The sequence below is a fragment of the Actinacidiphila paucisporea genome (genome assembly GCF_900142575.1).
Lineage (GTDB): Bacteria > Actinomycetota > Actinomycetes > Streptomycetales > Streptomycetaceae > Actinacidiphila > Actinacidiphila paucisporea.
In genome coordinates, this window is sequence record NZ_FRBI01000001.1 from 105,054 (window position 1) to 124,288 (window position 19,235).

Annotated in this window: 18 protein-coding genes and 1 pseudogene; 11 read left to right on the forward strand and 8 right to left on the reverse strand. The window is 72.2% G+C overall.

Annotated elements, in window-relative coordinates; genetic code table 11:
* Positions 1-32: 32 nt before the first annotated feature.
* Entirely contained in the window at positions 33-2,162 is a 2,130-nt protein-coding gene (gene fusA / locus BUE44_RS00515; protein WP_073492362.1) for an elongation factor G, read from the forward strand.
* A gap of 82 nt (positions 2,163-2,244) precedes the next feature.
* Positions 2,245-3,438 (forward strand): elongation factor Tu, encoded by a 1,194-nt coding sequence (tuf, locus tag BUE44_RS00520; RefSeq protein ID WP_073492364.1) that lies wholly within the window; start codon positions 2,245-2,247, stop codon positions 3,436-3,438.
* 197 nt (positions 3,439-3,635) lie between these two features.
* Here tuf and BUE44_RS00525 read toward each other — a convergent pair whose 3' ends face one another.
* Positions 3,636-5,411 carry a PIG-L family deacetylase gene (locus BUE44_RS00525; RefSeq protein ID WP_079189369.1) on the reverse strand — a complete coding sequence of 592 codons (1,776 nt, stop codon included), beginning with the start codon at positions 5,409-5,411 and terminating at the stop codon, positions 3,636-3,638.
* Between the two features lie 248 nt (positions 5,412-5,659).
* Here BUE44_RS00525 and BUE44_RS00530 point away from each other — a divergent pair, with 248 nt between their 5' ends.
* Positions 5,660-6,112: a hypothetical protein gene (locus tag BUE44_RS00530; protein WP_073492368.1), complete on the forward strand. Its 453-nt coding sequence runs from the start codon at positions 5,660-5,662 to the stop codon at positions 6,110-6,112.
* 35 nt (positions 6,113-6,147) lie between these two features.
* Here the strand turns inward: BUE44_RS00530 and BUE44_RS00535 are convergent, their stop codons facing one another.
* Genes BUE44_RS00535 through BUE44_RS00545 form a run of 3 tightly spaced genes read right to left on the reverse strand, consistent with a single transcriptional unit; the run spans position 6,148 to position 9,141 of the window.
* Entirely contained in the window at positions 6,148-6,663 is a 516-nt protein-coding gene (locus BUE44_RS00535) for a GNAT family N-acetyltransferase (RefSeq protein ID WP_073492370.1), read from the reverse strand.
* Between the two features lie 40 nt (positions 6,664-6,703).
* Positions 6,704-8,440 carry a DUF6297 family protein gene (locus BUE44_RS00540; protein ID WP_079189370.1) on the reverse strand — a complete coding sequence of 579 codons (1,737 nt, stop codon included), beginning with the start codon at positions 8,438-8,440 and terminating at the stop codon, positions 6,704-6,706.
* Positions 8,437-9,141: an ABC transporter ATP-binding protein gene (locus BUE44_RS00545; RefSeq protein ID WP_073492372.1), complete on the reverse strand. Its 705-nt coding sequence runs from the start codon at positions 9,139-9,141 to the stop codon at positions 8,437-8,439. The genes BUE44_RS00540 and BUE44_RS00545 overlap by 4 nt, the downstream gene beginning before the upstream one ends.
* Before the next feature lie 325 nt (positions 9,142-9,466).
* Between BUE44_RS00545 and BUE44_RS00550 the strand changes: the two genes are divergently transcribed.
* From BUE44_RS00550 to BUE44_RS00560, 3 genes are all read left to right on the forward strand, one after another.
* Positions 9,467-10,654: a GDSL-type esterase/lipase family protein gene (locus BUE44_RS00550; RefSeq protein WP_079189371.1), complete on the forward strand. Its 1,188-nt coding sequence runs from the start codon at positions 9,467-9,469 to the stop codon at positions 10,652-10,654.
* 72 nt (positions 10,655-10,726) lie between these two features.
* The gene (locus tag BUE44_RS00555) at positions 10,727-11,668 is read left to right on the forward strand and encodes an aminoglycoside phosphotransferase family protein (protein ID WP_073492375.1); all 942 of its coding nucleotides are present in this window, start codon (positions 10,727-10,729) and stop codon (positions 11,666-11,668) included.
* 92 nt (positions 11,669-11,760) lie between these two features.
* On the forward strand, positions 11,761-12,684 hold the full coding sequence (locus BUE44_RS00560; RefSeq protein ID WP_235001851.1) for a fructosamine kinase family protein: 924 nt from the start codon (positions 11,761-11,763) through the stop codon (positions 12,682-12,684).
* Here BUE44_RS00560 and BUE44_RS36275 read toward each other — a convergent pair.
* The 4 genes and pseudogenes from BUE44_RS36275 to BUE44_RS00575 form a co-directional block, all read right to left on the reverse strand.
* Positions 12,675-12,776, reverse strand: a pseudogene (locus tag BUE44_RS36275) (Uma2 family endonuclease); the annotation flags it as partial. The gene BUE44_RS00560 and the pseudogene BUE44_RS36275 sit on opposite strands and share 10 nt — an antisense overlap.
* A gap of 87 nt (positions 12,777-12,863) precedes the next feature.
* Complete coding sequence (locus tag BUE44_RS00565) at positions 12,864-13,628, reverse strand: SDR family NAD(P)-dependent oxidoreductase (RefSeq protein ID WP_073492378.1); 765 nt, start codon at positions 13,626-13,628, stop codon at positions 12,864-12,866.
* A gap of 235 nt (positions 13,629-13,863) precedes the next feature.
* On the reverse strand, positions 13,864-14,448 hold the full coding sequence (locus tag BUE44_RS00570; protein WP_073492380.1) for a TetR/AcrR family transcriptional regulator: 585 nt from the start codon (positions 14,446-14,448) through the stop codon (positions 13,864-13,866).
* A 36-nt stretch (positions 14,449-14,484) separates the two neighbouring features.
* The gene (locus tag BUE44_RS00575) at positions 14,485-14,967 is read right to left on the reverse strand and encodes an ATP-binding protein (RefSeq protein WP_073492382.1); all 483 of its coding nucleotides are present in this window, start codon (positions 14,965-14,967) and stop codon (positions 14,485-14,487) included.
* A gap of 246 nt (positions 14,968-15,213) precedes the next feature.
* Between BUE44_RS00575 and BUE44_RS00580 the strand changes: the two genes are divergently transcribed.
* From BUE44_RS00580 to BUE44_RS37335, 5 genes are all read left to right on the forward strand, one after another.
* Positions 15,214-16,080, forward strand: coding sequence for a helix-turn-helix domain-containing protein (locus BUE44_RS00580; RefSeq protein ID WP_073493347.1), 867 nt, complete (start codon positions 15,214-15,216; stop codon positions 16,078-16,080).
* Positions 16,077-16,343, forward strand: a complete 267-nt coding sequence (locus tag BUE44_RS00585; protein WP_073492384.1) for a DUF397 domain-containing protein — start codon at positions 16,077-16,079, stop codon at positions 16,341-16,343. The genes BUE44_RS00580 and BUE44_RS00585 overlap by 4 nt, the downstream gene beginning before the upstream one ends.
* A 68-nt stretch (positions 16,344-16,411) precedes the next feature.
* A complete protein-coding gene (locus BUE44_RS00590) occupies positions 16,412-17,707 on the forward strand; it encodes an MFS transporter (RefSeq protein ID WP_073492386.1) in 1,296 nt (431 codons plus the stop codon).
* A gap of 239 nt (positions 17,708-17,946) precedes the next feature.
* Entirely contained in the window at positions 17,947-18,435 is a 489-nt protein-coding gene (locus tag BUE44_RS00595; protein ID WP_107415595.1) for a SigE family RNA polymerase sigma factor, read from the forward strand.
* A complete protein-coding gene (locus BUE44_RS37335; RefSeq protein WP_073492391.1) occupies positions 18,432-19,202 on the forward strand; it encodes a hypothetical protein in 771 nt (256 codons plus the stop codon). Before BUE44_RS00595 ends, BUE44_RS37335 begins: the two co-directional genes overlap by 4 nt.
* Positions 19,203-19,235 lie beyond the last annotated feature (33 nt).

The window sequence follows — 19,235 nt, forward strand, 5'->3', positions numbered from 1 at the left end:
CCCCCATCGAAACCGAGAGAAGACTGAGCCACATGGCCACCACTTCGCTTGACCTGGCCAGGGTCCGCAACATCGGGATCATGGCCCACATCGACGCGGGCAAGACGACGACCACCGAGCGGATCCTGTTCTACACCGGTGTCTCCTACAAGATCGGTGAAGTCCACGACGGCGCTGCCACCATGGACTGGATGGAGCAGGAGCAGGAGCGCGGCATCACCATCACGTCGGCCGCGACGACCTGTCACTGGCCGCTCGACGACGTCGACCACACCATCAACATCATCGACACCCCGGGCCACGTGGACTTCACGGTCGAGGTGGAGCGTTCGCTCCGCGTCCTCGACGGTGCCGTCACCGTGTTCGACGGTGTCGCCGGTGTGGAGCCGCAGTCGGAGACGGTGTGGCGGCAGGCAGACCGCTACGGCGTGCCCCGTATCTGCTTCGTCAACAAGCTGGACCGCACCGGCGCGGAGTTCCACCGCTGCGTCGACATGATCGTGGACCGCCTCGGTGCGGTGCCGCTGGTCATGCAGCTGCCGATCGGCGCCGAGGCGGACTTCAAGGGCGTCGTTGACCTCGTCCAGATGAAGGCGCTGGTCTGGTCCCTCGAAGCGACCAAGGGCGAGATGTACGACGTCGTCGACATCCCGGCCACGCACACCGAGGCGGCCGAGGAGTGGCGCGGCAAGCTGCTCGAAGCCGTCGCGGAGAACGACGACGCCATGATGGAGCTGTACCTGGAGGGCCAGGAGCCCACCCAGGAGCAGCTGATCGCGGCCATCCGCCGCATCACCCTGGCGTCCAAGGGCGGCAAGGACTCCGTCACCGTCACCCCGGTGTTCTGCGGTACCGCGTTCAAGAACAAGGGCGTCCAGCCCCTGCTCGACGCGGTCGTGCGGTACCTCCCGTCGCCGCTGGACGTCGAGGCCATCGAGGGCCACGCCGTCGGCAACGCCGAGGAGATCGTCACGCGCCGTCCGTCGGACGACGAGCCGTTCTCCGGCCTGGCGTTCAAGATCATGAGCGACCCGCACCTGGGCAAGCTCACCTTCGTCCGGGTCTACTCGGGCCGCCTGGAGGCCGGTTCAGCGGTGCTGAACTCGGTGAAGGGCAAGAAGGAGCGCATCGGCAAGATCTACCGCATGCACGCGAACAAGCGTGAGGAGATCGACTCGGTGGGCGCCGGCGACATCATCGCCGTCATGGGCCTGAAGCAGACCACCACCGGTGAGACGCTGTGCGACGACAAGAACCCGGTGATCCTGGAGTCCATGGACTTCCCGGCGCCGGTCATCCAGGTCGCCATCGAGCCCAAGTCCAAGGGTGACCAGGAGAAGCTGGGTGTCGCCATCCAGCGGCTCTCGGAGGAGGACCCCTCCTTCCAGGTCCACTCGGACGAGGAGACCGGCCAGACCATCATCGGCGGTATGGGCGAGCTGCACCTCGAGGTGCTGGTCGACCGGATGCGCCGTGAGTTCCGGGTCGAGGCCAACGTCGGCAAGCCGCAGGTCGCGTACCGCGAGACCATCCGCAAGACGGTCGAGCGCATCGACTACACCCACAAGAAGCAGACCGGTGGTACCGGCCAGTTCGCCAAGGTGCAGATCATGATGGAGCCGCTGGAAGGCGGCGACGCGACCTACGAGTTCGTCAACAAGGTCACCGGTGGCCGTATCCCCCGCGAGTACATCCCCTCGGTGGACGCGGGCGCGCAGGAGGCCATGAAGTTCGGCATCCTGGCCGGCTACGAGATGGTGGGTGTCCGCATCACCCTTCTCGACGGCGGCTACCACGAGGTCGACTCCTCCGAGCTGGCGTTCAAGATCGCCGGTTCGCAGGCGTTCAAGGAGGGTGCCCGCAAGGCGAGCCCCGTGCTCCTCGAACCGATGATGGCCGTCGAGGTCACCACGCCCGAGGACTACATGGGCGACGTCATCGGCGACCTCAACTCCCGCCGTGGCCAGATCCAGGCCATGGAGGAGCGCAGCGGCGCCCGCGTCGTCAAGGGCCTCGTGCCACTCTCGGAGATGTTCGGCTACGTCGGTGACCTGCGGTCGAAGACTTCGGGCCGGGCCAGCTACTCCATGCAGTTCGACTCCTACGCCGAGGTTCCGCGGAACGTCGCCGAGGAGATCATTGCGAAGGCCAAGGGCGAATAACCGCGCCTTAGGATTGAAACCAGCACAGATCACCTGGCGCCGATGAAGCAAGGCGTACAGATCCACCCCCAGGAGGAACCCAGTGGCGAAGGCGAAGTTCGAGCGGACTAAGCCGCACGTCAACATCGGCACCATCGGTCACATCGACCACGGTAAGACGACCCTTACCGCGGCGATCACCAAGGTGCTGCATGACGCGTACCCGGACCTGAACGAGGCCTCGGCCTTCGACCAGATCGACAAGGCTCCTGAGGAGCGCCAGCGCGGTATCACCATCTCCATCGCGCACGTCGAGTACCAGACCGAGTCGCGTCACTACGCCCACGTCGACTGCCCCGGTCACGCGGACTACATCAAGAACATGATCACCGGTGCCGCCCAGATGGACGGCGCGATCCTGGTGGTCGCCGCGACCGACGGCCCGATGCCGCAGACCAAGGAGCACGTGCTCCTGGCCCGCCAGGTCGGTGTCCCGTACATCGTCGTCGCCCTGAACAAGGCCGACATGGTGGACGACGAGGAGATCCTCGAGCTGGTCGAGCTCGAGGTCCGCGAGCTGCTCTCCGAGTACGAGTTCCCGGGTGACGACCTTCCGGTCGTCCGGGTCTCGGCGCTCAAGGCGCTCGAGGGCGACAAGGAGTGGGGCGAGAAGCTTCTCGGCCTCATGTCGGCCGTCGACGAGGCGATCCCGACCCCGGCCCGTGACGTCGAGAAGCCGTTCCTGATGCCGATCGAGGACGTCTTCACGATCACCGGTCGTGGCACCGTCGTCACCGGTCGTATCGAGCGCGGTATCCTCAAGGTCAACGAGACCGTCGACATCATCGGCATCAAGACCGAGAAGACCACCACCACGGTCACCGGTATCGAGATGTTCCGCAAGCTGCTCGACGAGGGCCAGGCCGGTGAGAACGTCGGTCTGCTCCTGCGCGGCATCAAGCGCGAGGATGTCGAGCGCGGCCAGGTCATCATCAAGCCGGGTTCGGTCACGCCGCACACCGACTTCGAGGCCCAGGCCTACATCCTGTCGAAGGACGAGGGTGGTCGTCACACCCCCTTCTTCAACAACTACCGTCCGCAGTTCTACTTCCGGACGACCGACGTGACCGGCGTCGTGACCCTCCCCGAGGGCACCGAAATGGTCATGCCGGGCGACAACACCGCCATGACGGTCGCGCTGATCCAGCCGATCGCCATGGAGGAGGGCCTGAAGTTCGCCATCCGCGAGGGTGGCCGGACGGTTGGCGCCGGCCAGGTCACGAAGATCAACAAGTGACGCTGCGCTGAGCTTTACACGGAAGGTCCCGCACTGCCCTCGGGCGGTGCGGGACCTTTCCGCTTGCCCCGAAAGGCGGCGCCCTTCCCCGGACACGGGGGGCTGCGGTTCCCCGCGCCCCTGGGGTGGTGGCGGTCCGTCGCGGGCTGGGCGCGCTCGTGCGGCGCCGGCCGCAGGTCAGACGCAGCCCCGCGCGCCTAGGTGGGGACCCTCTCTCGGAGGGAGGCGGGGGAGGCCGGGGGGTGGTAGGTGAGGGTGATGGTGCCGTCGGGGGCGAGGGCGGGGGCGGGGGCGTCGGCGGGGCAGGGCAGGGGGGCCGGGGGCTGGAAGGTGACCGGGGCGGAGGGCGCGGCCTGGGCCCAGTGGTGGACCGTGTCGCGCCCGGCGGCGAAGACGTGGACGCGGCCCTGCCGGTCGGTGATCGTGGTCAGGCCCTCCTGGACCTCCGCGCCGCCAAGGTCGGCCCACGCACTCCAGATGCCGCCGGCCTCACGTACCCGGGTACTGAGGCCCTTGTCGGCATTCCGCACGAAGAGGTGCACCCGGCCGTCCGGGGTGCGGACGGCCGACGGCGGGCCGACCCGGCGCCCGCGGTTCTCGGAGTGCTCGGGATTGCCGAGCGAGGTCCAGCGCCCGCCCTCCAGCAGCACGATGTCCCGCGTGTTGGCGCCGCCGTGCCCTTCGAGCGCGGCGAACCGCAGCCCGAGGACCAGCGTGCCGCTGCCCGGCACCGCGACGCATGCCAGCCGTGGGGCGAGCGGCCCGCCGCCCAGGTTCTTCGGCGGTCCCCAGCGCCCGCTGCCGGGCGCGCTCTCGGTACGGACGGCCGCGTGCAGGCCGAGCACCTCGTACGCCGTCCGCCGTGCCCCCGCCGAGGCCGCGGGGACGACCACCGGGCCGGCGCCCGGGTAGCGCGGGTGGGTCGAGCGGATCCAGCCCTTGCGGTTGGTGAGCGGCTGGTCGCCGCCCCGCCCGTAGTCGCCGCACCCGCCGGGGTCACCGCACGCCCAGCTGGGGCTGCCGCCGTACTGCAGCAGGAAGCGCGCCTTGAGGGCGACGGTGGCCGGCGGCAGGTTGAAGGGCCAGCGCTGGTTGTAGTAGCCGCGGTAGGCCGTGGTGGTGAAGCCGCCGGCGCCGGAGGCGGCCCACCGGGCGAGCGCCTTCCACGCGAAGAGCGCGACGGGCGTGTGGTCGCGGTGGTCGGAGTAGCCGAACTGGTCGCTGTCCCTGGGGTGCCGGGCGTCGTGCACCTGGATGTCGGGGTCCGGGTCGAGGGTGCGGACGTGCGTGGGCGCGTACCGCTTCAGCAGCGCGACCAGGACGTCGACCAGCTTGTCGTGGGTGTAGGTGGCGGGCGTGTCCGCCGGCGCCGGGCTGTCCTCGGCCGGTACGTACGCGAGCGTGGTGCCGGGCGTCCCCCACAGCATCTCGACGCTCGCGCTCTGGCTCAGCTCGTGCATCGACACCTGGAGGAAGACCAGGCTGGCCCGGCGGTCGCCGTTGCCGAGCGAGTCGATCTGGGCGTGCACCCCGCCCGGCAGGGCCAGCACCTCGCTGTGCCAGCGGGTGAAGTGCGGCAGCCCCAGCATCGCCGCGTACGCCTGCCGCAGGCCCTGGTGCCGGGCCGCGGAGTAGGCCGCCCGGTCGGCGTGCTCGTGCTTGTGCGAGCCGCCCGGCGGGGTGTTCCACCCGTGCGACTCGCCCGCCGTCACGTACACCGACACCACCGGTGTGCCGGCCTGGAGGTCGTGCAGCGTGTCCGGGTTCATGAAGTACAGGTCGTCGTCCGGGTGGGCGAGCACCTGCATCGTCAGCGCCCCCGCCGCCCTGCGGTAGCCCCCGGCCGCCGGCGCCGGCGGCACGGCCGCCTCGCGCGCGGCGGGCCCGCACCCCGCCCCCGTCACCGCGAGCGCCACCACGGTGGCGCCCAACGCGGCTCGGCGGGAGGGGTGTTGTACGTCATTCGCGCTCATACCCGGCTTGAGCCGGTTATCCCCGGACCGGTTCCCTCCGGGGAGTGTGATCTGCCCCGGGCAGGAGTACGAAGCCGGTTCCACCGGCGGTCGCTGCGCCCGGTCGCCCAGTGATGTCCCTCACACTTCGCGAACGCGTGGGCTCGGGCGCTCCGCCGTGCAGTTTCCTTGGACGGCGGCTGTCGAGGAACACCCCACCCGGATCGCCGGGTGCGCCCGGTCCATCTGGAGGGGTGAGGAAAGTGTCCGTGGGACGGTATCTGGTGGCAGCCGTGTGTGCCCGCGCCTGCCTGCTGTTCGTGGTGTTCGGAGTGGTCGCCCTCGCCGAGGCCGAGCACTTCCACTCCTGGCCCGGGGCGCTCGCCCTCGCGGGCGAGAGGTCCCTGGTGTTCGCCGTGATCATGGCGCCGGCCGTCACCGCGATGCAGGTGGTGCAGGTGCGGAGGCTGGCGGGCATCTCGGTGGACTCGCTGCGGTCCGTCCACCGGGCGCGGGTGGACCTCGCCGGCAGCGGCGCTCCGGTCCCGGACGGCGGGGTGACCTCCGGACTCCTGCGGAGGACCGACGTGGCCGTGCACGGAGACGTCCTGAGCGTCGAGGTGCGCAGCACCCACCCGATCCTGCTCCCGGGGCTGCCGGGGAACAGGAAGGCGGCCGAGCGGCTGCTGGCGCGGCTCGCACCGCGGCCGGCAGCCGGGTGACCGGAGCCCCGTTTCCGCGAGGGGGTCCGCGGCGTCTACGCCGGCTCGCCGAGTGAGCGCGTGAGCCAGACCACTTCGCCGCCGCGGTCGTCCTCGGTCACGTGGTGGCGCTCGAAGCCCAGCTTGGCCAGGACGCGCAGGGAGGGGGTGTTCCAGCTCCCCACCGTCGACCACAGGCGCGTCCTGCCGGTCGCCGCCGCCGCGTCGACCACGGCGCGGGCCGCCTCGGTGGCGTAGCCCTGCCCGTGGGCGCGGCGGAACAGCTCGTACGCCAGCTCCGGCTCGTCCACGGTGGCCCTGCCGACGATCAGGCCGCAGTATCCGATGAAGTCCCCCTCCGCCCGCCGCAGCAGGGGCAGCAGCGCGATGCCGGCGGCCGCCTCCCGGTCGCGCAGCACCTCGATGTCGATGCGGGCCTGCTCCAGCGACGGGGTGTCCCCGCCGCGCTCCCCGAAGAGCGCCCGCAGGTCCTCCGCGTCGGTGTCCTCCCACGGCCGCAGGTTCAGCCGCGCGGTCTCCAGATGCGTGGCCATCGTCGCGTACGTGCTCATGGTCCTCTCCTGTGTTCCTGTGTTCCTGGGTCGGTGCCGGTCAGTGCCGCATCAGGCGGTCGGACATGTGGGCGGCCAGCAGGAGCAGCAGGGCGGTCAGCAGGACGCAGACGGTGGCGGCCTGGGTCACCGCCGAGCCGGTCGCGTGGTGCAGGACCGGCGCCAGGCCGAGGGTCAGGGCGGTGAGGGCGAGCAGCGGCCCCGCGGCGTACCAGGCGACGTAGATGAACGGCCCCGGCCCGCCGACGGGGGAGCCGCCGCCGAGGAAGAGGAGCTGGGTCCTGGCCGGGCCGCGGGCCGCCGAGACCAGGGCGGCGCCGGTGAAGGGCGGCGCGCACAGCGGGAGCAGCAGCAGCGCCCAGGCGTGGCCGGCGACCGCGTAGGGGACCGCGGCGAGCAGGCCCAGGAGGGCGCCGAGCAGGGCGGGCACGATGCCGTGGTGGAGCATCAGCGTACGGAAGCGGTACGGCGCCCATGCCGCCCTGCGGACGTCGTCGGTCTCCAGCCGGGCGGGCTCGGCCAGCGCGCCGACGGCGAGGTAGCCGAGGAGCAGGCCGATGACCAGCCCGACCCAGCGGCGCTCCCCGCCGAGGTCCGCGCCGAGCCCGGCGACCGCCGCGCCGCTCGCCGTCCACAGCGCCGCCTTGCCGAGCCGTCCCGGCGTGCGCAGCAGGGTCAGTGCGTCGCGCCAGGCGACGACCAGGTGCCGCCCGAGCCGGCCGCGGGGCGCCCGCAGCCGCACCTGGCGGACCGGGGTGCCGCCGCCCGCGTCCATGATCGCCAGCTTGGCGGCCCGCAGTTCCAGCGACCAGGCCACCGAGGAGACGGTGGTCGCGGTCGCGGCCCGCTCGCGCAGGCGGGCGGTCGGGACGAGGGCCGCGTCGCGGTAGGCGGCGAGTACCGCGGCCGCGGTGGCCGCCGCGAGCAGGGCGACGGCGGCGGGCCAGGCCGGGGCGCTGCCGCCGACCGCGTCCACCAGCGGCTGGCCGGCCCAGCCCCAGGGGCCGCTCCACAGCTCGACCTGCTCGACGGCGGGGGAGCGGTGGCCGTTGACGGCCAGCACGCTCTGGGCGACGAGCGCGGCCAGCAGCAGCACCGCGGGCGCCGTCCAGCGCCGTACCGCACGGGCGGCCGCGGGCCGGCGCTCCACCGCCATCCCGAGCGCGACGGCCAGCAGCGGCAGGCACACGGCCGCGGGCAGCGCGGCGAGCACCGCCGTGCCGAGCGGGGCGAGCCCCGTCACCCGCAGGATCGCGGCCCCCGCGACGCCGGCCGGCACACCGACCACCAGCGCGAGCCCGGCCGAGAGCCAGAACCACGGCCGCAGCACCTTCCCCCGCCGCACCGGCTGCGCCAGCAGCCACCCCACGGCGGGTCCCGGCACGACGACCGGCCCCCGCCACAGCGCGTCCCGCGCGGCGAGCACGGCGGTCCCGAGGGCGAGCAGCGCGAAGAGCGGGGGCATCGCCGCCCGCAGGTCCCGCGCGGCATCGGCGTACCCGGACCCGTCCTCCAGCCCGTGCAGGAAGCTCACGACGAAGCTGCTGCCGTATCCGGCGACGGCGATGAGCACGGTGTAGACGAGGACGGCCGTCTCCCGCCCCTTGGCCCGCCGGTGCGCGCGCCGCTTGCGCCGCAGCCAGGCGAGCGTCTCGTCGGTCCGGTCGTCGTCCTCCTCCGACCAGGGGGCGTCGTCCTCCTCGGGCGTTACGGCGGCGTCGTCGTGCGGTGCTGGGTAGTCGTCGTCGTGCGGTGCGGGCCGCAGGCTGTCCGTCATCCGCGGACGCCCAGCTCGCGCAGGACCGCGGCGGGCGTTCCGTCGGCGATCACCTGGCCGTCGTCCAGGGCGATCATGCGGTCGGCGACCGCTTCCGCGAGGTCGGGCTGGTGGGTGGCCAGCAGGACGGCGACGCCGTCGGCCTTCTCGGCGATGAGCAGGTCGGCCAGCCGGCGCCTGGCGGCCGGGTCGAGGCGCTGCTCGGGCTCGTCGAGGACGAGCAGGTCGCGGGGGCGTACGAGGGCCGCCGCCAGCAGCAGTGACTGGAGCTGGCCGGAGGAGAGGGAGCCGGGCAGGGCGCGGGCGTGGTCGGACAGCCGGCGGTCGGCCAGCACCTGGTCGATCCACGCGTCGGCGTCGTCCACGGCGTGCGCGACGGTGACCAGCTCCAGGTGCTCGCGGACGGTGAGGTCCGGATAGCAGGCGACCGTGTCCCCGACGACGGCGACCCTGGCCCGTACCTCCGGGTCGTCCTCGCTGACCGGCCGCCCCGCGAAGAGCGCGTCACCGCTGGTGGGGGCGTCGCGCCCGGCGGCTATCCGCAGCAGCGTGGACTTGCCCGAGCCGTTCTGCCCGTAGAGGGCCACGCACTGCCCGGCCGCCAGGTCCAGGTCGAGCGGACTGAGCGCGCGGCGCTCGCCGTACGTGCGGCTCACCTTGCGCAGCCGCAGCAGCGCGCTGCCCTTGGTCGTCGCGCGCATCGCGCCTCCGTACGGGTGAGGGGTGGATGACCGGCGGCCACGCGTTCCGCCCGGTGTATGCCCGGCCGACCCTAATACGCGCCCCCGCCCGACGGCGGGCCCGCCCACCTTTGCGCCGCCCCGCACGCGGCGGTCAGGGGGAGCCGCCGCCTCCACCGGCTCAGGCACGTCCCCGCCGCCGAGGAGCTGGACCGGCGGGCCGTGCGGCTCGGGTAGGGGTGCGGGGAGGCGGGGGTGACGCCGGTCTTGACGGGTGGCGAGTCCGTCGGTACGGATATGGGAGCGCTCCCATGAGGGCGCACCCCCCACCCGGAAGGACCCGGTCATGTCCCGTGGAACACCTCTCGCCCGGCCTGCGCCGCGGGCGGCGAGACTGCTGGTCGCCCTGCTGCTGCTCGCCGTCGGGGCCGTCGTCGCGCTCGGCGGCGCGCGTGCCGCCTCGGCCGCTCCCCCCGCGGCCGCCCCGGCCGCCGCCGCACCCGTACGGATCATGCCGCTCGGCGACTCGATCACCGGCTCGCCCGGCTGCTGGCGGGCCCTACTCTGGAACCAGCTCCAGAACGCGGGCTACACGAACATCGACTTCGTCGGCACCCTCCCGGCGCAGGGCTGCGCGGTGCCCTACGACGGCGACAACGAGGGCCACGGCGGCATCCTGGCCACCAACATCGCCGCCCAGAACCAGCTCCCGGCGTGGCTGTCGGCGACGTCGCCGGACATCGTGCTGATGCACCTCGGCACCAACGACGTCTGGAGCAACATCTCCCCGACGCAGATCCTCGCCGCCTTCACCAAGATGGTCGGGCAGATGCGGGCCGCCAACCCGAACATCAAGGTGCTGGTCGCGCAGATCATCCCGATGAACCCGCCGAACTGCGCCGAGTGCGCGCAGCGCGTGATCGCCTTCGACCAGCAGATACCGGCCTGGGCGCAGTCCCTCAGCACGGCCCAGTCCCCGGTGACCGTGGTGGACCAGTGGACCGGCTTCAACGACGCGACGGACACGGGGGACGGCGTCCACCCGAACGACGCGGGCATCGTGAAGATGGCGGCCCGCTGGTACCCGCCGCTGGCGGCACTGCTGACCCCTGGCTCCGGGGGTACGTCCACCGGTACGTCGGCGGGTACGTCCACCGGTACGTCGGCGGGTACGTCCACCGGTACGTCGGCGGGTACGTCCACCGGCACCACCACCGGCGGCACCACCACCGGAGGCACCGGCGGAGCCGCCTGCACCGCCGCACTCGCCGTCAGCAACGCCTGGCAGGGCGGCTACCAGGCCGGTGTCACGGTCACCGCCGTGCGGGCGCTGACCAGTTGGACGGTCACGCTCACCGGCGTCCAGGTCACCCAGGTGTGGAACGGCACCGCCGTCACGAATCCCGACGGCAGCGTCACCGTCCACAGCGCCGGCTGGAACGGCACCCTCGCCGCCGGTGCCTCGACCACCTTCGGCTTCCTGGCGTCGAGCGCCCCGACCCCGCCGCCGACCGTCACCTGCTCCACTCCCTGAGATCCGCCGAGGTACGCGCGTGCCCCCGCGCCCGGGACCCAACTCCGGGCGCGGGGGCTACGGTTGCTCCGCATGACGCACACCGGAACCGCCACCTCGCCGGAGATCACCGCCGACCTGATCCGGGACCTGCTCCGCGAGCGGCACCCCGATCTGGCCCACCACCCCCTGCGGCTGGGCGCGCGCGGCTGGGACAACCAGGTGTGGCGGCTCGGCGAGGACCTGGCCGTCCGGCTGCCGTGGGCGACGGCGGGTGCGGACGCGCTGCTGCGCAAGGAGTACGCGTGGCTGCCGCTGCTGGCGCCGGGACTGCCGATGCGGGTTCCTGTACCGCAGCGGCTCGGTGAGCCGTCCGAGCGGTTTCCGCGGCCGTGGATCGTGACGACCTGGGTGCCGGGTGAGCCCGCCGACCGTGCCGCCGCCACCCGCGGTCCGCAGGCCGCGGAGGCGCTGGCGGGCTTCCTGACCGCGCTGCACCGGCCCGCCCCCGCGGACGCGCCCGAGGGGCGGGGGAGGGGGGTGGCGCTCGCCGAGGCCGAGCGGGGGTTCCGCGGGCTGGTCGAGTCGGCGACCGGCTTCGGACTGCTTCCCGACCCGGAGGCCGTGCGCGCGATCTGGGACGACGCCGTCGCCGCGCCCGTCTGGGAGGGCCCGGCGCTGTGGCTGCATGGCGATCTACACCCGGCCAACGTCCTCACCGCGGACGGCACTTTCTGCGGGGTGATCGACTTCGGCGACATGTGCGCAGGGGACCCGGCCTGCGACCTCGCGGCCGCCTGGATACTCCTCCCGGACGGCGCCGCCCCCGCCTTCCACCGCGCCTACCTTCCGGGCGCCGACCCCGCGACGCTGCGCCGCGCCCGTGGCTGGGCGGTGGTGAAGGCCCTGGCGGGTCTTGTCATCGGCGACGCCGGGGTCCACGGCCGGCCGGGCGGGAAGGCCAGTTGGGGGCCGCCGGCCCGCGCCTCCCTGGGCCGCCTCCTCGCGACGAGCGGCGCCACGGCCTCCGGGTGAGACTCTGGGTGAGCCGCCGGATGAGGGCCGTCACCCGGGCGACGGCGTCCGGCGCCACGGATGCGGCCGCCGCGCGGTGATATGACCTTCGTATGACGCAGATGTCGCACGACGAGATACTCGCGGGCCGGCTCGGCGAGGCCGGATACGAGGCGAGGACCGTGCAGAAGGCCGTCGGCGGGGTGGTCGCCGTCGCCGGGCTGGTGACGTTGGAGGACGGCACCGAGCTGTTCGCCAAGACCCTGCTCGCGCCGGACGGCGAGCCGGATCGGGACGTCTTCCCGGTCGAGTCCGCCGGCCTGTCGGAACTGCGCGATCTCGGCGGCGCGACGACCCCCGACGTGCTGTACGCCTCGTCCCGCATCCTCGTCCTGGAAAGGATGCGGCCGCGCCGGGACGACGAGCGCTTCTGGGAGCAGCTCGCCCACATGCTCGCCGCCCTGCACAAGTCCACCGTCTCCGACCGCTTCGGGTGGCACCGCGACGGCTGGCTGGGCCGCCTGCGCCAGGACAACACCTGGGAGACCGACGGCCACACCTTCTTCGCCGAGCGCCGCATCCTGCGCTGGCTCGCCGAACCGCCGGTCGAAGCCGCCTTCACCCGCGAGGAGTGCCAGGCGCTGGAGAGGCTGTGCGCGGCACTCCCCGACCTGATCCCGGCGCAGCCCCCCTCGCTGACCCACGGCGACCTGTGGCAGGAGAACCTGGTCGCGACCCCCGCCGGCGCCCCCGTCCTCATCGACCCCGCCGTCTCCTACAGCTGGCCGGAGGCCGACCTCAGCATGCTGTGGTGCTCACCCCGGCCGCCGGTCTCGGAACGCTTCTTCGCCGTCTACGAGGAGATCGCCCCGCTCCACGACGGCTGGCGGGACCGTATGCCCCTCCTCCACCTGCGCGAACTGCTCAGCATCGTCGCCCACGACGCCGACGACTGGGGCGCCGCCGAGGCGGTCAGGCGGACCATCGCCCCCTTCCGCCGCGTCGGCGGCACCCCGCCCGGTACGGCTCAGCGGTAGCGCGGCAGGTCCTCCGTGGAGATCGTCCACTCGCCGATCGTGACGTCCTCGCCGTAGACGAAGTCCGTACGGGTCGCGTACCGCGGCCCGTTGGCGACCGCCATGGCACCCGCTCCTTCCGCTCCGCCGGAGACCCGCCCCGATTATCGCGGCGCCGCCGGTCATCGACACGCCTGCCGTCAGGCGGAGGCGCCGCCGTCGATGACCAGGTCGGTGCCGACCAGGGAGGCGGCGTCCGGGGAGGCCAGGTAGAGGATGGCCGCGGCGACCTCCGCGGTGGAGGAGACGCGGCCGAGCGGGACGGTGGCCTTCATGCGGTCGGCGCGGTCGGCGTCGGTCTCGCCGGGGCGCAGGGACATGGGGGTGTCGGCCGGGCCGGGGCTCACCGCGTTGATGCGGACGCCGTCGGCGATGTGGTCGAGGGCGGCGGCCCTGGTCAGGGCGGAGACAGCGGCCTTGGTGGTGAGGTAGCCGGCCACGCCGGGGATGCGGCTGTGGGCGCCGAGGTTGGAGGCGACGTTGACGATGGCGCCGCCGGCCGGCTGGTCGCGCATCCGGGCGACCTGGGCCTGGAGGCCGAGGAGCACGCCGGTGACGTTGACGTCGAGGAGGGTGCGCCAGTCCTCCTCGGGGAGTTCGGCCACGGGTGCGCCGCCGCGGAAGACGCCCGCGTTGTTGACGGCGACGTCCAGGCTGCCGAAGTGCTCGACGCTGCGGCGGACCAGGGCCTTGGCGTCCGCGGAGCGCGTCACGTCGGCGGTGACGGCGACGGCGGTGCCGCCCGCCTTCTCTATCAGCGCGACCGTCTCGTCGAGCGGTCCCGCGGTACGTCCGGCGGCGAGCACCGAGGCCCCCTCGGTGGCGAAGGCCAGTGCGGTGGCCCGGCCGATTCCGGTGCCCGCGCCGGTGACGAGAACGGCCTTGCCGGTGAAGCGTGCGGTCATTGCTGACTCCCTGGGTGGTGGGTGACTCGGTCAGTCGGTAAGGGCGTGGAGGACCGCGAGGCAGCCGATGGCGGCCGGCGCGAGCGCCCGGCGGCGGTCGCGGAGGAAGAGGGCCCGCCGTCCGCCGAACCGGTCGGCGACCCAGCCGCTGCGGCGGTCATGTCTCCCCGTTCATACAAGACCGATCGTTCTGGAATGTGGCCAGGAGAAAACGCTGCCGCGCGGTCGGCGCCGCTCAGTCCAGCAGCGTCAGCGCCTGCTCGGCCGCGTCCCTGACCCGTCCCGGGTCGTCCGAGGTCTTGCCGACCACCCGCAGCCCCTGCATCAGCACCAGCAGCATGCGGGCGAGCGTGCGCGGATCGCGGTCGGCGGGCAGCTCGCCCTGCGCGAGCGCCCGGGTCAGCGCCGAGTGCAGGAGCGTCTCGACGTGCGACCAGCTCGCCTCGACCCGCCGGGCCGCCGCAGGGTCGTGCGCGCCCAGCTCGGCGGCCGTGTTGGTGATGAGGCACCCCTTCAGGCGCCGGTCGCCCGAGCCGGCCTCGCCGGCGAAGCGCCGCACCACCGCGCGCACGGCGGGCAGTGCGGGGCCCGGCTGGGACAGCTCGCGCAGCAGGCCCGGGTCGCAGTTCTCGTTGTAGCGGTCCAGCGCCTTCAGATACAGCTCGTGCTTGTTGCCGAAGGTGGCGTAGATGCTGGCCCGCCCGACGCCGAGGTGGTCGACCAGGTCCGCCATCGAGGTCGCCTCGTAGCCGCGCTGCCAGAACAGCTCAAGAGCTGACTGGAGGGCGGCGTCCGGGTCGAATTCCTTGGTCCTGGCCACGCGCGGACTCTAGGTCATAATGAAACGATCGGTCAATTATCCGCGGCGCGGCGGCGTCTGGACGGTCGCCGTCTCCGGTGCCGAGGCCCCCGAGGGCTCCGGCAGCTCCACCTCGGCCCACACCGTCTTCGACGGGAAGGGGCCCGACGTCACGCCCCACCGGGCGGCGAGCGCGGTGACCAGCAGCAGTCCGCGCCCGGACTCGTCGTCGGGCTCCCCGGGCCGGGGCACCGCCGGGAGGCGTTCGCCCCGGGTGTCGGTGACCTCGATACGGAGGCGGTCCGCCGTGATCTCCAGCGTCAGCCGGAAGTTCCGCCCGGGCACGCGGCCGTGCAGGGCCGCGTTCGCGGCGAGTTCGGCGACGACGTGCGCGGCGGCGTCGTGCGGCAGCCCCCACCCGCCGAGTTGGGCGACGGTCAGGAGTCGCGCCCGCTGGGCGCCACGCCGGGTGGAGGGCAACTCGGCGCTGAACCGCCGTGCGGGGGCGGCGACTTCGGGGGTACGGGTGTCATGGCTCACCTCACCGAGAGTGGCCGCGCCGCAACCCCTGTGACCAGCACCGCAGGCCGCCCTGTGGCCTGCTGTCCGGCTGCGTGGCCCGCGCGGACGCCGGTTGTACGGGCACGTACGGGCCGCCGTACGCCTCCGGTCACTCAAAAGGGGTGACAATCCGTCAGTTCGCCGGACGCGCACAAATGTCCGTGCATACTCTGTATGGCGCGAACTACGCATAAACTACGCACCGACGCGACGGTGGGGGTCGACATGGTCGACGGCAAGGACTACACAACGGACGGCGCCGACGGTCCCGACTGGGACTCCGGCCTTGAGGACGACGCCAGCGGCGTCATGAAGACGGTCGGCCGCCAGATCAAGGCGTGGCGCGAGGCCGCCAGCCTGACCCAGGCGGAATTCGGCGCCGCGATCGGCTACGGCGAGGAGATGGTCTCCAAGGTGGAGCGGGGCGTCCGCGTCCCCAAACCGGCCTTCCTCGACAACGCGGACCGCGTCCTGGACGCGGGCGGCAAGCTGTCCGCCATGAAGCCGGACGTGGCGGAGGCGCGGTACCCGAAGAAGGTCCGCGACCTGGCCAAGTTGGAGGCCAACGCGGTCGAGTTGGGCGCGTACGGCAACACCGTGGTGCATGGGCTTCTTCAGACCGAGGAGTACGCCACCGCGAACTTCCATCAGCGGCAACCGGCCTATTCGGAGGACGAGATTGATCGGTTGGTGTCCGCGCGTATGGCCCGGCAAAGCATCTTCGAGCGACGGCCAGCACCGCTGCTGACTTTCGTCCAGGAAGAAGCGGTCCTGCGGCGGCCGGTCGGCGGCAAAATGGTCCTGAAGCGACAGCTCGAACACATGCTGGCCCTCGGGAAGTTGCGGCATGTCGAGATTCAGATGATGCCCACCGGCACAGAGGAGCACGCCGGATTGGGAGGTTCGCTACAGGTGCTGAAGCTCAAGGGCGGCATGACTGTTGGGCACAACGAAGTTCAATTGACCAGTCGCTTGATCTCCGACCCGAAGGAGGTACAAGTCCTTGAGATGCGTTATGGCATGATCCGAGCGCAGGCCCTCACACCGCGCCAGTCGCTGGCCCTCATCGAGAAACTGCGGGGAGACACATGACCCTCAAGACCTCTGCCGGAGCCGGGTGCGTACCGGAGTGGACCAAGAGCAGCTACAGCGGGAGCAACAACAACGACTGCGTCGAGGTCGCCTGGGTGAAGAGCAGTTACAGCACGAACGACGGTCCGGAGTGTGTCGAGGTCGCTGCGTCCGGTGGCGCAATACTCGTACGGGACTCGAAGGACCCGGAGGGCCCCCGCTTCTCGTTCACGCCAGAGGCCTGGTCCTCGTTCCTGGCGTACGCGGCGACCCGCGAGGTCTGAGCCGCACCGCGTAACCCGTCACACCGCGGGCGCGGGCTCAGCCGCAAGTGCACCCCTAGGCTGACGTGATGTCAGGAACAGCGGACGAACTCCGGTACACCGGAACCGACTTCGACGGCGGCCCGAACCTGTGGCGGCAGCGGGACTTCGTCCTGCTCTGGAGCGGTCAAGCGGTCAGCGAGATGGGCTCGGCGGTCACGCAGCTCGCGTTGCCGCTGGTCGCGGTCGTCGCACTGAAGGCGAGCACCTTTCAGGTCGGGTTGCTGACGGCCGCCACTACCGTGGCGTTCGCGGTGATAGCACTGCCCGCGGGGGCATGGGTGGACCGCGGGTCCAAGCGGGCCATCATGATCGCCTGCGACCTCCTCCGCCTGCTGATCATCGGCTCGATCCCGGTGGTGGGCGCGTTCGGCGGCTTGACGATGGCGCAGCTCTACGCCGTCGCCGTCGCGGCCGGGGTGTGCACTGTGTTCTTCGACGTCTCGTACCAGAGTTACGTGCCGTCGCTGGTTCGCGCCGAGTACCGGATCGAGGCCAACGGGAAGTTGGCGACCACCCAGGCCTTCGCGCAGTTCGGGGGCCCCGGCCTGGGCGGGGCACTGGTCGCGGCCTTCGGCGCCGCGGGGGCTCTGACGGCGGATGCGGCCTCGTACGCCTTCTCGGTCGCCTCGATCGTCGGGATCAGGTCGCGCGAGGAGCCGCCGCCCGCGGGGCGGGCGGAGGAGACGCTGCTGAGCAGGATCGCCCAGGGGCTGAGATTCGTTCTCCGGCACCCGATATTGCGCAAGATCGTGCTGTGCACGGCCACCGCGAACCTCTTCAACGGCATGAGTGCGGCGCTGGCGACGATCTTCCTCATCCGGGTGCTGCACGTGCGTCCCGCGCTGATCGGGCTGATCGTGGCGGGCGCGGCCGTCGGCGGGGTCGTCGGCGGAGCGTGCGCGGGTCGGCTCGCCAAGAGGATCGGCACGGCGCGGGTCCTGTGGGTGTCGATGCTGGTGCTCAGCGCGCCGCAGGTCGTCGCGGCGGCTGCGTGGCGGGGCTGGGGGGTGCTGCTCTTCCCGCTGGGCTGGGGCGCCGCGTACTTCTCCGCGATGGTCTTCAACGTCGCACAGCTCAGCTATCGGCAGTCGGTGACACCGCCGGAGCTGATGGGCCGGATGAACGCGGCCGTCCGGTGGATCGTGTGGGGCACGCGGCCGCTCGGCGCCCTTCTCGGCGGGGTCCTCGGCGCGCAGATCGGTATACGGCCCACCCTCTGGCTGGCCTTCGCCGGCTCCTGGGCGGCCGGCTGGTTCCTCTTCTTCTCCCCGCTCCGCCGCCTGCGCGACACTCCCGCACCCGCTCTCGGGGTCGCCCCGTGACGGCGCCGGGGGCGGTGGCACCGAAGAGCCCTAACGGGTACGTCCGCCACTGCCACAGCCTTGAGCACGAGGACGACGACCTGATGCGGCCCTGGACGATCGTCGAGGCCGGCGACTGACGCCGCAGCTTCCGGTGTGACGCAGGTCACTCCCTGCTGGTGGAGTGGACCGCAACCCTCCGCACCGCCCACCGCATTGGACAAGGCAGGAGCCCGCGGGGGCCGGGCGGCGGAGGTGTGGTGAACGACAGCCAGGACGCGTTGGCGGCATTCGTCTCGGCCCGGCGCACCGCCCTTTTCCGCAGCGCGTACCTGCTGTGCGGAAACCGTGAGGAGGCGGAGGACCTGGTCCAGAGCACCCTGGTCAAGGTGGTGCTCAACTGGCGCCGGCTGCAACGCGTCGACAACGTCGACGCGTACACGCGCAAGACGCTGGTCAACACCTTCATCGCCTCCCGCCGGCGCTTCTGGCGGCGGGAGCAGCCGTACGGGGAGCTTCCCGAGGAAGGCGCCTCCGCCGACGGCGACCCCGACGTCGGCATCGCGGTGCGCGCGGCCCTGGCCCGGCTCACACCCGTGCAGCGTGTGGTGCTCGTCCTGCGCTACTGGGAGGACCTGAGCGTCGGGGAAACCGCCAGGCAGCTGGACCTGCGGGAGAACACGGTCAAGAGCCACGCTGCCAGGGGCCTGGCAGTGCTGCGCACTGACGTCCTGGAGACGATGACATGAGCGACAAGAACAGCCGGACGCGGGAACTCCTGGAACACGCGGTCGACGGAGTCGCTCCGCCCGCGGGTGGGCTTCCCGTGGAAGCGGTGTTCCATCGGGCGGCCCAGCTGCGCAGACGACGTCGGGGCCTGGTGGCGGGGGCGGCGACGGCGGCCGCCGCCGTCCTCGCCTTCACCGCGACCGAACTGCCCGGCACGGGTCTGCGCACGCAGGCCGCGTCACCGCCGATCCAGGCCTCGCAGCCGGAGAAGACGACCGCGAAGGCGACGCCGAGGGGCAGGGGCTCCGACGCGGAAGCGATCGTGCGCCGCATCCTGCCCGGCGGGGTGACGGCGTTCAAGGTGCGGAGCCTCGTCAACGAGAGCCCCGACCAGGGCGACCTCGACGGCGTCTACCGCATCGTCCGTGGTGGGAGAACGGGCACGCTCCAGTTCGTCTGGGGCCTCACGGTCGATCCCAGCCTGGCCTGCGAGCCCGCCGTGGGCCAGTTGTCATGCTCCACGTCCCGTGCCGGGACGGGGCACCTCAGGGCCGAGAAGATGGCACACGCAACCTTCGACGGCTACGGGAACTCCACTGCCCGCGCCTACGCGGCGTTGCTGGCGACCGGCAACGTGCGGGTGCTCTTCGTCACCGAGACCGCGGGCTTCCCGGCAGACGACGGCTCCACCCCGCCCACGGCTCTGCCGCTGCTCACCATGGCGGAACTGACCGCCCTCGCCCTGCGCCCCGAGCTGAAAGCAGGGGCGAACCTCAAGCCGCAGTAGCGGCCCTCACCTCCTCGTCACACGGAGCCCGCG

Excerpts from the sequence above, each read along its gene's own strand:
- fusA (WP_073492362.1), top strand. The coding sequence starts at position 33 with ATGGCCACCACTTCGCTTGACCTGGCCAGGGTCCGCAACATCGGGATC.
- BUE44_RS00525 (WP_079189369.1), bottom strand. The coding sequence starts at position 5,411 with ATGAGCGCGAATGACGTACAACACCCCTCCCGCCGAGCCGCGTTGGGC.
- BUE44_RS00535 (WP_073492370.1), bottom strand. The coding sequence starts at position 6,663 with ATGAGCACGTACGCGACGATGGCCACGCATCTGGAGACCGCGCGGCTG.
- BUE44_RS00540 (WP_079189370.1), bottom strand. The coding sequence starts at position 8,440 with ATGACGGACAGCCTGCGGCCCGCACCGCACGACGACGACTACCCAGCA.
- BUE44_RS00545 (WP_073492372.1), bottom strand. The coding sequence starts at position 9,141 with ATGCGCGCGACGACCAAGGGCAGCGCGCTGCTGCGGCTGCGCAAGGTG.
- BUE44_RS00550 (WP_079189371.1), top strand. The coding sequence starts at position 9,467 with ATGTCCCGTGGAACACCTCTCGCCCGGCCTGCGCCGCGGGCGGCGAGA.
- BUE44_RS00555 (WP_073492375.1), top strand. The coding sequence starts at position 10,727 with ATGACGCACACCGGAACCGCCACCTCGCCGGAGATCACCGCCGACCTG.
- BUE44_RS00560 (WP_235001851.1), top strand. The coding sequence starts at position 11,761 with ATGACGCAGATGTCGCACGACGAGATACTCGCGGGCCGGCTCGGCGAG.
- BUE44_RS00565 (WP_073492378.1), bottom strand. The coding sequence starts at position 13,628 with ATGACCGCACGCTTCACCGGCAAGGCCGTTCTCGTCACCGGCGCGGGC.
- BUE44_RS00580 (WP_073493347.1), top strand. The coding sequence starts at position 15,214 with ATGGTCGACGGCAAGGACTACACAACGGACGGCGCCGACGGTCCCGAC.
- BUE44_RS00585 (WP_073492384.1), top strand. The coding sequence starts at position 16,077 with ATGACCCTCAAGACCTCTGCCGGAGCCGGGTGCGTACCGGAGTGGACC.
- BUE44_RS00590 (WP_073492386.1), top strand. The coding sequence starts at position 16,412 with ATGTCAGGAACAGCGGACGAACTCCGGTACACCGGAACCGACTTCGAC.
- BUE44_RS37335 (WP_073492391.1), top strand. The coding sequence starts at position 18,432 with ATGAGCGACAAGAACAGCCGGACGCGGGAACTCCTGGAACACGCGGTC.